Raw genomic sequence first — 13,629 nt, 5'->3', positions numbered from 1 at the left:
GCCCCATACCCCGGCTGGTTATTGGTCAAAACCCCGGCCCGTTGAGAGCTTGTCCCGCAGGCTCTTCGGCCGAATATCGGGCCAATGCTGCTCGATGTACTCCAAACACGCAGCTCGGTCGGCTTCGCCGTGGACCACTCGCCAGCCAGCTGGAACATCGGCGAAGGCCGGCCACAAGCTGTGTTGCTCCTCGTCGTTCACCAAGACGAAAAAGCTGCCGTTGTCGTCGTCGAATGGGTTGATGCTCACAATTCTCCAGGATGCATAGTGGACATGAGTGGAACAGGTCCAAACCATAGTTGAGCCCTAGATCGCTCGCCCGCGGTTTGGACAAAGTTCCTGGTGTGACCTAGAAGGCGTTGACACCATCCAGTGATTGGTGCGCGACGGGGCCCCGATGCCCCGGAATGCGCTGCAGTGACCTGCATCAATGGCGTTGACTGCGAAATATCGCTATTGGGGCAGGCACGTCCTTCAGGCCGATGAAGTTTTTGTGCTTGTCGCCACAGAGCTTAGCCGAAGTCCTAGGGGCCGGGAAAATCACCAAGAGGCGAAACTGGCAGTGTGCTGGCAAGACTGCGCGGGATCGCCCACCCGGTGACACCGTGCAGCCGCTGTGCTTAGGTGAGTAGGCGGCCTTGCCGAAGAAGAGAAGTGGACGAAGAAGATTCGGACGCTCAGCAACATGCCGTTTACGCACGCGAGGGGCATTACGATCCCGCATCGCGTTGGCAAAGCACTGATACGGAAGCGACTGGCGTGGTTTACTCAACAAGACCTGGTCGCGCTCCCCGGGGGGCGGAGTTCGCATGAGGTGTCCGAGGCACGGCTGGCCGGCCACGTGCACCACATTCGACGCGCCGCAATCTGGCGTGTCGCGACGGGTGTGTAGTTGCATGTTCGAGCGGCGAGAACCGCCCGGGCATGAACACGGCTGAAGGGGGGTGCAGTGGTCGAATCGGAGGTCCGGGCCCGGCCCGACAACACCAGCGCGGAAGGACGAGTCATTAGCCAACGTCGTTTCCTAGGCTTTGGTCGTCGATCTTCAACGGAACCCGTGCAGCAAAGCGGCCCTCGGACGACTCGCGCCAAAAAGGGACCTGGGATTTTTGGCTTCCTGGGCAGGCTGTGGATCCCACTGGTCATCGTGGCCGTCGTCGTCGCCGGAGGGATGACGGTCTCGCGGTTGCACGGCGTCTTCGGCTCCGAGAAGCGCCCGAGCTACGCCGAATCCAGGCAGCAAGACACCAAACCGTTCAACCCCAAGCACGTGAAGTATGAGGTCTTCGGCCCCGCCGGGTCGATGGCCGACATCAGCTACTTTGACGCCAACGGCGAACCGAACCACATCAACGGTATCGAGCTGCCGTGGACGTTCGACATCTCGACGACGCTGCCCTCGATCGTGGGAAATGTGGTCGCACAGGGCAATAGCGATAGTCTCGGCTGCCGCATCGTGGTCGACGGTGTCGTCAAAGCCGAGAGGATCTCTCACGAGATGAACGCATTCACCTACTGCGTGTTGACGGCCACATGAGTGCGCCGCAACAACTGGAAACCCGGCCGGCCGAGCGACCACGTATCGCGCGGATCATCCATCGCCTGTCGGTTCCCATCATTTTGGGCTGGCTGGGCATCGCCGTCCTGCTCAGCGTCGCCGTCCCTTCGCTGGACAAGGTCGAGGCGGAGAATGCGGTCTCGCTGAGCCCGTTGGGCGCACCGTCCTTCAAGGCCATGGAGCGGCTTGGCCAGGACTTCCACGAGACCAACTCCGGCGCGTTGGCGATGATCCTGCTAGAGGGCCAGCAGCAACTCGGCGATGAGGCGCACAGGTATTACGACCGCTTGGTCCAGCGGCTGGAAGACGACCACGCGCACGTGCAGCACGTCCAGAATTTCTGGGGCGATCCGCTGACCCGCGGGGCCGCACAGAGCCAGGACGGTAAGGCCGCATATGTACAGGTGAACCTCAACGGTAACCAGGGTGCGGCCGCGGGTGACGCGTCCGTCGCGGCCGTTCGAAAGCTCGTGCAGGAGGCTTCGCCCCCAGCGGGATTAAAGGTCTACGTGACCGGGCCCGCACCCATCATCGCGGACATGAACATCGCCGGCCAGCAGAGCATCATGCTGGTTACGCTGGTGAGCCTTGGCGTGATTTTCCTGACGTTGCTGCTCGTCTACCGGTCGATTGTCACGGTCATTCTTTTGTTGCTGATCGTCGGCCTTGAATTGCAGATCGCGCGCGGAATGGTCGCGCTGATCGGCCATCTCGGGTTGGTCGGCCTTACCACTTTTGCCGTCAACCTTCTGGTCGCCGCTGTTATTGCGACGGGTACCGACTACGGCATCTTCTTCGTCGGCCGATATCAAGAGGCGCGGCACATGGGCGAAAGCCGAGAGGAGGCCTTCTACACCACATTCAACGGTGTAGCCAAGGTTGTGCTTGCATCGGGCCTGACGATCGCCGGTGCGGTGCTCTGCCTCAGTTTCACCCGACTTCCTTTTTTCCAGCCGCTGGGTATCCCCTGCGCCGTCGGCATTTCCATCGCGGTCCTGGTCGCGATAACGCTGGGCCCCGCCCTTCTGGCCGCCGGAGCCCGGTTCGGTCTGTTCGACCCACGGCGTGCACTCTCGACCCGCAGGTGGCGACGGATCGGTACGGCCATCGTGCGGTGGCCGGCGCCCATCCTCATCGCCTCGTTGGCCGTCTCGCTGATCGGGCTGTTGACGCTGCCGAATTACAAGCCCAGCTACGACGACCAGAAATTCATTCCGGAACGCATTCCCGCCAACGTGGGGTATGCGGCCGCGGCAAGGCACTTCCCCGGCCAGCGCATGTCGATGCCCGAAATTCTGTTGATCGAGACCGATCATGACTTGCGTAATCCGACGGACATGCTCGTCATCAATAAACTCGCCAAGGGCGTTCTGGCGGTGCCCGGAATCGCGACGGTGCAGACCGTGACCCGCCCGGAGGGTACGCCACTGCAACACACGACGATTCCCTGGATCATCAGCATGGGTCAGGCCAGCCAGATGCAGAACATGGCTTTCCAAAAAGACCGCATGAACGACATGCTCACCCAAGCCAATGAGCTGGGGAAGATGATCGGCCTCATGCAGCACATGCTGGGCCTGATGCGGGAACTCGTCGCCACAACGCACCACATGGTCGGGACGACGCATGAAATGCAGGACATCACTTCGGATTTGCGAGACAAAGTCTCGGATTTCGAGGACTTCTGGCGCCCGATCCGCAGCTACTTCTACTGGGAAAAGCACTGCTACGACATCCCGATCTGCTTCTCCCTGCGATCCATCTTCGACGCGATCGACGGCGTTGACGAGGTCACCGACAAATTGGGCGACCTGGTGAAGGACCTGGACCAGCTGGATGCGATCCTGCCGCAGCTGGTCATGCAGATCCCGCCCATGATCGAAACCATGTCGGGCATGCGCACCATGATGCTGACCATGCACAGCACCATGTCCGGCGTCATGGGCCAAATGGATTCGAGCGCAAAGGATCCCAGCGCCATGGGGCAGGCGTTCGATGCCTCCAAGAATGACGATTCCTTCTACCTGCCACCCGGGATCATCAACGGGTCCGAGTCGTTCAAGCGGATCGAGAAGGTGTTCATGTCGCCGGACGGCAAGGACGTCCGTCTGCTGATCTCCCAGCGGGGCGACCCGTCGACGCCCGAAGGCCTCTCCCGGGTCGAACAGATCAAGACGGCGGCCGAGGAATCGCTCAAGGGCACTCCCCTGGAAAACGCCAAGATCTACTTGACCGGTACCGCGGCAATTACCAAAGATCTGGTGGACGGATCCATGTTCGACCTTTTGATCGCCGGCGTATCCGCGATCTGCCTCATTTTCATCATCATGCTGATCATGACGCGAAGCTTCATTGCCGCCATGGTCATCGTCGGCACGGTTCTGCTTTCACTCGGCGCGTCCTTCGGGTTGTCCGTGCTGGTCTGGCAGTACTTGCTGCACATGCAACTGCACTGGAGTGTGCTTTCCACCTCCGTGATCGTGCTGTTGGCGGTGGGCTCCGACTACAACTTGCTATTGGTTTCCCGAATGAAGGAGGAGTTGGCTGCCGGGATCCACACGGGCATCATCCGCGCCATGGCCGGTACCGGAAAGGTCGTGACGAACGCCGGTCTGGTGTTCGCCTTCACCATGGCCTCGATGGGGGTCAGCGAGCTGCGCAGCATCGGCCAGGTGGGCACGACGATCGGCATCGGCTTGATATTCGACACGCTGATCGTGCGGGCATTCATGACACCGTCCGTCGCCGCATTGCTGGGACGCTGGTTCTGGTGGCCACAGTTGGTGCGCCCCCGCCCGGCCAGCACGATGCTGCGGCACACCGGCCCCCGTCCGTTGGTGCGTTCACTGCTCCTGAAGCAGCCGCAATAAGTGGCGGATTTCCGCTTCAAAATGGGAACAGCGACCTTGGGGAACACTGTGACACTGGGCAATAGCGTCGTCGACCTGTCGAGGGCCTTATGACCACGCACGCAGCCCGGCCGTCGCGCGTCGCGCGGTCAATTCGCCACCTTGCGGTGTTCATCATCATCGGGTGGGTGGCGCTGACCCTGCTGGTGACGTTCGGCGTGCCACGCCTCGAGATTGTGGGCCAACAGCATTCGGTGCCACTCGCCCCTCAAGACGCGCCGGCGGTGCAGGCCATGCAGCGCATGGGCCGGGACTTCAAGGAATCCGATTCGGACAGCTTCGCGATGCTGGTCCTGGAGGGACAGCAGCCGCTTGGCGACCAGGCACATGCCTACTACGACAAACTGGTTGCTGAATTAAAAAGCGACACAAAGCATATCGAGCATGTGCAGGATCTGTGGGGCGATCGCCTCACCGCGGCGGGCGCCCAGAGCCCCGACGGCAAGGCCGTCTATGTGCAGTTGAATCTGGCGGGCAACCAAGGCACGACCCTGGGCCAGGAATCCGTGTCCTCGATCCGCGACGTGATCGCGCGGACACCACCGCCCCCCGGGATCAACGCCTACGTCACCGGTCCGTCGGCGCTGTTCTCCGATATGCAGCTCGCCGGAGACCGATCCATTCTGAAAATGACGATGATCGGTGCCTTGATCATCTTCATCGTGCTGCTCCTGGTGTACCGCTCGATCACGACCGTCATCTTGTTGTTGATCACCGTCGGGATCGAGGTCTTCGCCGCTCGCGGTGTTATCGCCTTCATCGCCAACAACAATTGGATGGCACTCTCCACGTTTGCCGTCAACCTGCTGGTGGCCCTGGCAATGGCCGCCGGCACGGACTACGCGATCTTCTTCTTCGGCCGCTATCAGGAGGCGCGCCAGGCCGGCGAAGACCGGCACACGGCGTATTTCACCACCTATCGCAGCGTCGCCCCCGTCGTCTTGGGTTCCGGTCTGACGATCGCCGGGGCGATGTTGTGCCTGAGCTTCACCCGCATGCCCATCTTCCAGACCATGGGCATGCCCTGCTCCGTGGGCATGCTCATCTCCGTGGTGATCGCCCTGACGCTGGTTCCGGCGGTGCTGACTGTCGGGAGTGGCTTCGGGTTGTTCGATCCGAAGCGCGCGATCGGGTTCGGCCGTTGGCGGCGGATCGGTACGGCGATCGTTCGTTGGCCCGCGCCAATCCTGTGCGCGACGATCGCCGTCGCCCTGGTGGGCCTGGTGACCTTGCCCGGCTACCAGACGAGCTACAACAACCGGCTCTACATGCCCGACAACGTTCCCGCCAACGTCGGTTACGCGGCAGCAGACCGCCACTTCAATCAATCGCGCATGATGCCCGAGATTTTGATGATCGAATCCGATCACGACATGCGGAACTCAGCAGACTTTCTGTTGCTGCACCGACTTGCGAAGGCGATCTTCCAAGTTCACGGGATCTCTCGCGTGCAGGGCATAACGCGACCCGAGGGAACACCGATCCAGCACACCTCGATTCCGTTCCTGCTCAGCATGCAACAGTCGATAATGGGTCAAGACCTGAAGTACATGCGGGCGCGCATGGACGACATGCTTGTCCAAGCCGACATGATGGCCAAGCAGATCGAGATCATGAAGCGCATCTACTCGCTGCAAAGCCGTATGACCGACATCACGCACGACTCAATCACGAAGACCAAAGAAATGGCCGTCGTTCTCGCTGAATTAAATGGCAAGATGGCCGATTTCGAGGATTTCTTTCGGCCGCTGCGCAGCTATTTCTATTGGGAAAAGCACTGCTACGACATCCCGATCTGCTGGTCGTTGCGGAATATCTTCGAAGTCCTCGACGGCGTCGATACGCTCAGCGACAAACTGACGGATCTGCTCAAAGATCTCGATCACATGGACAAGCTGATGCCCCAGCTGCTCGAGCAGTATCCGCCGATGATCGCGATGTCCGAGGACATGCGGAACATGATGCTCACCAACCACAGCACCATGGCCGGCATCTTCGGCCAGATGGACAGCAACAACAAGGACGCCACCGCCATGGGGCAGGCGTTCGACGATTCGAAGAACGATGATTCGTTCTATCTGCCGCCCGAGATTTTCGACAACGCGGACTTCAAGAAAGCGATGGCCCAGTTCTTGTCGCCGGACGGGAAGGCCGCTCGCTTCATCATTTCGCACCGAGGCGACCCCGCGACGTCTGAAAGCGTCAACCGCATCGACAAGATCAGGCAGGCGGCCGAAGAGTCGCTCAAGAACACCCCGTTGGAAAACGCCAAGATCAACATCGCGGGTACCGCGTCGACGTTCAAGGACTTCCGGGACGGCTCCACGTACGACCTCTTTATCGCCGGCATTGGTGCGCTGTGCCTGATTTTCATCATCATGCTGATCCTGACCCGAAGTTTTGTGGCCGCCCTGGTCATCGTCGGCACGGTGACGCTTTCGTTGGGCGCATCGTTCGGGATCTCGGTGCTGATCTGGCAGTACATCTTTGGCATCAAGTTGTACTGGATGGTGCTGCCGATGTCGGTGATCGTCTTGTTGGCGGTCGGTTCTGACTACAACCTGCTGCTGGTATCTCGAATGAAAGAGGAACTAGCCGGCGGCATCAATACGGGCATCATTCGCGCGATGGGCGGCACCGGTAAGGTCGTGACGAATGCTGGCCTGGTGTTCGCATTCACCATGGCGTCGATGGTGGTCAGCGACCTGCGCATCATCGGTCAGGTCGGTACCACGATTGGCCTGGGCCTGATGTTCGACACCTTGATCGTGCGCTCGTTCATGACGCCCACCATCGCTGCGCTGCTCGGGCGGTGGTTCTGGTGGCCGCAATTGGTTCGGCCGAGGCCGGCCAGTCTGCTGCTTCGCTCCGTGGGAACGCGTCCGTCGGTACGCACCTTGCTCCACCACGACGAGGTCGACATGGACGCTCCCACGGCCGAGATCCCGATCGCCAGGCCGACCGTCTAGGTGGTCCTCGTCGTTTCGATGCCCGGATAGCGAGGCATCAACGCCTTCCGCGAAAAGCGCGACGAGAAAGATTGGACGCCAAATGATTTTGCCCTGCATGCTCGGAACTCCCCCGCCGCGAACAGGTTTGGGCCGCGTCGGGGAAATCTGCGGCCACCGTCGAGGAAAGGCCTGGGCCATCTCCCCTATTGCTATCTACCTATACCGTCAGCACGCCACACCGCACCGTGAAATACTCGTACCGTGAGTCCACTTGCGATCGAGGTTGTAGGCCTCACAAAGACATTCGGGCGAAACACGCTCGCGTTGAATGGCGTGGACTTCTCGGTTCCGGCCGGGACGGTGTGCGGGGTGCTCGGCCATAACGGAGCCGGCAAGACCACCACGATCAACATTCTTTCCACGCTGATCCGTCCCACCTCGGGGCGCGCCAGCGTCGCCGGGTATGACATCATCCGCCGGCCGTCCGAGGTACGTGCCAGCATCGGGATGGCCGGACAGTTCACCGGGATGGACCCCATGCTGACCGGCCGGGAGAACCTGGTGCTGTTCGGCAGGCTGCGCGGATTGAATCGCAAGCGCGCGAAGGCCCGCGCAGATGAACTGCTCGAACAGTTCGATCTCGTCGCCGCCGCCGACCGGCGGCTGTCGACCTACTCCGGAGGCATGTTCCGGCGCGTCGACTTGGCCAGCGCGCTGGTGGTGCCGCCACAGGTGCTCTTCCTCGACGAGCCCACCACCGGGCTGGACCCACGCAGCCGCCGCGACGTGTGGGCCCTGGTGAGTTCGCTGACCGTTCAGGGCATCACCGTGCTGTTGACCACGCAGTACCTGGAAGAGGCCGACGTGCTCAGCGATTCGATCGTCGTCATCGATCACGGGCAGGTAATCGCCAGCGGCACTTCCGAGGAGCTCAAGCGCGCCGTGGGTACCAGCTACTGCCAGGTGACCCCCGCCAATCCCGCCGACCTGCCTCAGGTCGCGGCGGCGCTGAACGGACTCGAGGGCGTCGATATCGACGGCGACACGAACTCGGTGTCGGTGTTCGCACCCGATGGGGTGGCCACGCTGGTCGATGTGTTCCGCCGGGTCGATGCGCTGGGACTCGAGCTCGCCGACATCTCACTGCGTAAGCCCTCGCTCGACGAGGCATTCCTGCATCTGACCGAGCGGACCGCCGCCCGGTCATGAGCGCCCTGTCCGCCCTCACCGAACGTTCGCTGATGTCGGCGGCTCGCGACGGCGAGATGATTTTTGAGATCCTCTCGCCGGCGGCCTATTTGGCGGGGTTCAGTGTGGCGTTGCACGGTCTGATCGACACCGGGCACATCAGCTACACGCAATATTTCCTACCCGCGGTGGTCGCGCAATCGATGATTTTCGTCGGGCTGCTTACCGCGGACCGGGCCGCGCGTGACCACGTGTCCGGGTTCGGCGAGCGGATGCGGACGCTACCGGTGGCCGCGGCAGCCACCGTGACCGCCCGCACGGCGGCCACCCTGATGCGCGGGGTGCTGTCCCTGGTGGTGGCGCTGATTGCCGGCTATGCCTTCGGTTTCCGGATCACCGGCGGACTCGGCTACGCGGCGGCGTTCCTGCTCATCTCCTTGCTGCTGTGCCTGGCGGTGGCGCTTGGCGCCGATGCCCTGGGATCGAGCGCCAAGACTGTTCAAGGCGCAAGCCACCTCTTGTTCGTCCCCCAGTTGCTGCTGTTCATGTTGTCCACCGGAATTGCCCCCGAAAAGACCTTTCCGGAATGGTTGCGCCCGTACGTCCGCAACCAGCCGGTGTCACAGTTCGCCGAGACCCTCCGCGGCCTGGCTACCGGCCACGTGATCCTCAGCAATCTGGTGGCCACCCTTGCTTGGTGCCTGGGCATGGTCCTGGTGTTCGGGGCGATCACGTTGCGGATGCAGAGGCGCGGCTAATGAGTCATCGGCTCGAGCCGCAAGGGTCGCTGTGGACCCAAAGCTCGGTGCAGGCCGGCCGGCTCCTACTCCGCTGGCGGCGCGACCAAGCGGTGCTGATGGGGTCGTTGCTGCTACCCGTCTTTCTGCTGTTCATCTACAAAATCGTGCTGGGCGAGCAGGTGCAGAAGGTCACGGGCGTGGACAGCATCTACGGCATCGTTCCCATGTGCGCGGTGATCTCCGGGCTGTTCGGGTCCCTGGGCAATTCGGTCGGCATCACCATGGACCGCGAGTCGCGCGTACTCAGCCGGATGTGGGTGCTGCCGATTCACCGGGCGAGCGCGATCACCGGCTGGATCATCGCCGAGGTGGTGCGCACATTCATGGGCACCATCCTGATCACCGCCCTCGGACTGGCGATGGGGCTGCGCTTCCTCCAAGGTTGGCCCGCCGCAGCGCTTTTCCTGCTGATTCCGTCAATCGTGGTCACCGGCTTCACCGCTCTGGTGATGGCGATGGCCATCCGCAACAACGGCCGCACCGCGATGACCTGGGTGCTGGGCGTCACTTTTGCCCTGGCGTTCGTCAATCCCGGTGCCACTCCGATCAAGCTGTTTCCGGATTGGGCTCAGCCATTGATCCGCGTACAACCGATTTCGCCGCCTATCGAGACCATGCGGTCCTTGGCGCACGGCGGCCCGATCATGTGGCCTCTTGTGACCACGTTGATTTGGGCGGTCGCCTTACTCGCGGTGTTCATCCCGGTGGCCGTGCGCGGCTACCGGCTGGCCGCCGAGGCCAACGCGTGACTCACGCTGACCAAGCACCGGCCAACCCCCTGATCTCGGTGTGCGTGCCGATGTACAACAACGGCGCGACCATCGAGCGCTGTCTGCGCAGCATCCTGGATCAGGACGGCGTCGAGTTCGAAATCCTCGTCGTCGATGACCAGTCGTCGGATGACGGCGCACGCATAGCCGCATCGCTGCTGCGTGAGCGAGACCGCCTGATACGCAACGAGTCTCGACTCGGGCTGAACGGAAACCACAACAAGTGCCTGGAACTCGCCCACGGCGAATACATCCAGTTCTTGCACGGCGATGACTGGTTGCTCCCAGAAGCGCTGCGGACGCTTGCCCGCTGTTTCGACGATCCCGACGTCGGGCTGACCTTCGCACCCCGTCAGGTGCAGACCGACAACCTCCCCTGGAACGAGCGACGAAAAGCGCCGGGCAAGCTCCATGTCTACTTTGCGAAGCTGCGCGAGCACAACCGCGGGTCGTCACTGGTCCTGCAGTTGGTGGCCTTGTGGGGTGCGAGCGCCAATTTGATCGGCGAACCGAGCTGCGTGATGTTCCGGCGCCGGCTGGCACTGGCCGCGGGCGGCTTGCGCGACGATGTCTATCAGACCGTCGACTTGGATTTTTGGTTGCGCCTTATGCTGCGAGGCGCGGTTTGTTTTGTGCCACAGGAACTCTCGGTGCGGCATCACACCGCGACCACCGAGTCGGCGAATATCACGAAGGCCCACCGACACTGGCTCGACCAGCTGCGCATTCTGACCTGGATGGTCGTGGATCCGGCGTCTACCGGTCTCGTCCGCGCCGCCGCGACACCATGGTGGTTACTCGCATGGCTAGGGCTGCTCATCAAGGTGACGCTGTTTGGGCCCCAGCGGGCTTCCCGCCTGAAGACCCTGCTGGGAGCACCCGTTAATGAGTTTGAGCGGGCGAGACGATTCCGTGCTGGGCTGACGTTTCCATCGCACGGGTGACACCACTGCCCGACCTCGCCGAGGACCCAAACTTGATCCAGGATCCCTCGGGCCTTCTCGCTGTTGGGGTGTCAGTCACTTGGCGCCCGCCAATTTTCAGGTTGTGGACATTGCCGCATCTTTGGGGGCTATGGTTTATGGGCCGCACACAAGAGTGGCCTGGCGGCCCTAATCCCGACGTAAGCCCAAGGTAGTCGGATCACGGAGAGGGTCAACCAAATTGGCGGAATCGTTGACAACGAGCCGTCAGCGGCGGATTAGAGAACGTATCCGATCCCGAAGCACTCCTTCGCCAGTGTCGAATAACGACAGCAAGTTTTCCGATCCAGGGTCGCATCCGGAGCGCACGGCATTTCGCCCGGACATCGAGGGGTTGCGTGGCATCGCGGTGCTGGCCGTGGTCCTCTTTCACTGCAGCGCACCCGGGTTGGGTGGCGGATTCGTCGGCGTGGACGTTTTCTTCGTCATCTCGGGTTTTCTGATCACCGGGCTGCTCTGGCGTGAGGCGTCCGCCGCCGGGACCGTCCGGCTGGGCCGGTTCTACGGGGCCCGGGCGCGTCGCCTGCTTCCGGCGTCGGCGACCGTAGGCGTCATCACCGCGGTTGCCTCGGCCGCGCTGCTATCGCCGCTAGAGGCCAAGAACGTGATCGGTGACGGCATCGCAAGCGCACTTTATTTCGGCAACTATCGATTCGCTCAACAAGGCGTCGACTACTTCCACATCAGCAAGAACACGATCTCACCGTTCCAGCACTACTGGTCGCTGGGCGTCGAGGAACAGTTCTACCTGGTATGGCCGGCCCTGATTATCGGCACGGCATGGCTGATCCGGCGTGCACGCCGACGCACCCGGGCCGACCATGCCACCTCGACGGTGACCCCGTACCTGTTGGTGCTCGCGCTGGTCGGCGCCGTGTCGTTTGCCTTGTCGTGGTCGGCAACTCGCGCGGCGCCTCCCGTGGCGTTCTTCTCGTTGCACACCCGGGCATGGGAGCTGGCCATCGGGGGGCTGGTGGCGCTCACGACCAACCAGTGGCGCCGGCTACCGCCATTCGCCGCAGCGATCGTGGGTTGGACTGGTCTGGCCTTGATTTTGCTGGCCTGCAACCAGTTGGACGCGACCACGCCCTTTCCCGGCACCGCCGCGCTGTTGCCGGTGGTCGGCACGGCGCTGGTGATCGGCGCCGGCTGCGCCGCAGCTTCTCGCGGGTGCGGCCGTGTTTTGGGGTTGCGGCCGATGCGAGCGGTCGGCCGGGTGTCGTACTCGTGGTACCTGTGGCACTGGCCGGTGCTGCTGCTCGCGACGCCCTTGCTGGGCCGGCCGCTGGGTCCGATAGACGGCGTGGCGGCGCTTGTCATCTCGTTCGGGCTAGCCGTGCTGACCCTGCGGCTCATCGAGAACCCCTTCCGGTACTCCGATTGGGTGCGCCGGTCGGCCGCCCGCAGCCTCGCGCTCGGTGGCGCCGCCACCGCGGTGGCGGTCTGTGTGGGCGTGGCGCTACTGGTATTCGTGCCCACCCCGGTCGGCCGAGGCCCGGCTGCCCCGGCGCTGCGCGTCACCGCGGGGCCCCCGCCCACCGGCGCAGACCTTCAGACGTACGACGCGGCGATTCAGCACCTCTTCGCACAGGTGCAGGCCGCGGTCGCGGCATCCGTCGACCTAAAGGCCGTGCCGTCAAACCTCGATCCGCCCCTGGTCGACGTGGCACGCGAAAAAGCACCGGCCGGCCTGGCGGCTTGTCTTCGCAACCTCTTGGAGGTCGACCAACCCGAGTGCGCGACGGGCGACACCGCTTCGAAAACCACGGTGGCCCTGGTCGGCGACTCGAATGCCTTCAGTTGGAGCCCCGCATTCCAGCAAGTCGCCTCCCAGCGGCGGTGGCGGCTGGAGGTCCTGACCAAGGGCGCCTGCCCGATGCTGGACCTGCCCCTCAAAGTTTTCGTGCAGCGCGACTACACCGAGTGCGGGCAGTGGCGCAGTCGAGTCATCGCCCGCCTGCAAACCGAGCACCCCCGGTTGGTGGTGCTGGGCATGCTGCGCCATGACAGCGGCTCGGGCTCCCCGCCCTACAGTCCGGGGTGGATCGACAGCCTGACCCGCCTAGTGCGTCAGCTCCGGGGGACGGGCGCAGACGTGCTCGTGCTGGGGCCCACCCCGGATCTGCACTCAGCTGTGCCGGACTGCCTGTCTGAAAACCTCGACGACGCGACGGCCTGCTCGTCGGCGAGGTCGACGGCCGTCAACACAACGGGCATCGCGGCGGAGAGCGCCGCTGCCAAAGCCGGTGGAGGGCAATACGACGACCTCACCGAGCTGTTCTGCGCCACCAATCGCTGCCCGGCCATAGTGGGCAACACCCTGGTGTACGGGGACGAATTCCATCTGACGCCCGAATATGCCCGGGTGTTAGCCCCGGCAATCGGTGCGCTGGCGGACCGTGCCCTCGTCCCCGGCTGACATCGCTGTTTGTGGGCTATACGCCGCCGCCCTGTGGATGCGGCTCGTCGT

At 62.9% G+C, this 13,629-nt stretch carries 9 protein-coding genes; 8 read left to right on the top strand and 1 reads right to left on the bottom strand.

Annotated elements, in window-relative coordinates; translation table 11 throughout:
* Window positions 1–18: 18 nt before the first annotated feature.
* Window positions 19–249 (bottom strand): MbtH family protein, encoded by a 231-nt coding sequence (locus A5760_RS11115; protein ID WP_064880615.1) that lies wholly within the window; start codon window positions 247–249, stop codon window positions 19–21.
* 868 nt (window positions 250–1,117) lie between these two features.
* On the opposite strand from A5760_RS11115, the gene A5760_RS11110 reads away from it, so the two are divergent.
* From A5760_RS11110 to A5760_RS11075, 8 genes are all read left to right on the top strand, one after another.
* Entirely contained in the window at window positions 1,118–1,537 is a 420-nt protein-coding gene (locus A5760_RS11110) for an MmpS family protein (protein WP_064880613.1), read from the top strand.
* On the top strand, window positions 1,534–4,428 hold the full coding sequence (locus A5760_RS11105; protein WP_064880601.1) for an RND family transporter: 2,895 nt from the start codon (window positions 1,534–1,536) through the stop codon (window positions 4,426–4,428). Before A5760_RS11110 ends, A5760_RS11105 begins: the two co-directional genes overlap by 4 nt.
* A gap of 89 nt (window positions 4,429–4,517) precedes the next feature.
* On the top strand, window positions 4,518–7,436 hold the full coding sequence (locus tag A5760_RS11100) for an RND family transporter (protein ID WP_064880599.1): 2,919 nt from the start codon (window positions 4,518–4,520) through the stop codon (window positions 7,434–7,436).
* Window positions 7,437–7,679: 243 nt separating this feature from the next.
* On the top strand, window positions 7,680–8,627 hold the full coding sequence (locus A5760_RS11095; RefSeq protein ID WP_064880597.1) for a daunorubicin/doxorubicin resistance ABC transporter ATP-binding protein DrrA: 948 nt from the start codon (window positions 7,680–7,682) through the stop codon (window positions 8,625–8,627).
* On the top strand, window positions 8,624–9,364 hold the full coding sequence (locus tag A5760_RS11090) for an ABC transporter permease (protein WP_064880595.1): 741 nt from the start codon (window positions 8,624–8,626) through the stop codon (window positions 9,362–9,364). Before A5760_RS11095 ends, A5760_RS11090 begins: the two co-directional genes overlap by 4 nt.
* Window positions 9,364–10,155, top strand: coding sequence for an ABC transporter permease (locus A5760_RS11085; RefSeq protein ID WP_082279433.1), 792 nt, complete (start codon window positions 9,364–9,366; stop codon window positions 10,153–10,155). Before A5760_RS11090 ends, A5760_RS11085 begins: the two co-directional genes overlap by 1 nt.
* Window positions 10,152–11,120 (top strand): glycosyltransferase family 2 protein, encoded by a 969-nt coding sequence (locus tag A5760_RS11080; protein ID WP_064880593.1) that lies wholly within the window; start codon window positions 10,152–10,154, stop codon window positions 11,118–11,120. Before A5760_RS11085 ends, A5760_RS11080 begins: the two co-directional genes overlap by 4 nt.
* Window positions 11,121–11,415: 295 nt before the next feature.
* A complete protein-coding gene (locus A5760_RS11075) occupies window positions 11,416–13,578 on the top strand; it encodes an acyltransferase family protein (protein ID WP_064880591.1) in 2,163 nt (720 codons plus the stop codon).
* Window positions 13,579–13,629: the final 51 nt, after the last annotated feature.

The organism is Mycobacterium colombiense, from assembly GCF_001665835.1.
Lineage (GTDB): Bacteria > Actinomycetota > Actinomycetes > Mycobacteriales > Mycobacteriaceae > Mycobacterium > Mycobacterium colombiense_A.
Note: the sequence above shows the minus strand (reverse complement) of the source record. Positions and strands in the feature narration are given on the sequence as shown.

Coding starts and splice junctions, on each gene's coding strand:
- A5760_RS11100 (WP_064880599.1), top strand. CDS start 4,518: ATGACCACGCACGCAGCCCGGCCGTCGCGCGTCGCGCGGTCAATTCGC.
- A5760_RS11090 (WP_064880595.1), top strand. CDS start 8,624: ATGAGCGCCCTGTCCGCCCTCACCGAACGTTCGCTGATGTCGGCGGCT.
- A5760_RS11105 (WP_064880601.1), top strand. CDS start 1,534: ATGAGTGCGCCGCAACAACTGGAAACCCGGCCGGCCGAGCGACCACGT.
- A5760_RS11085 (WP_082279433.1), top strand. CDS start 9,364: ATGAGTCATCGGCTCGAGCCGCAAGGGTCGCTGTGGACCCAAAGCTCG.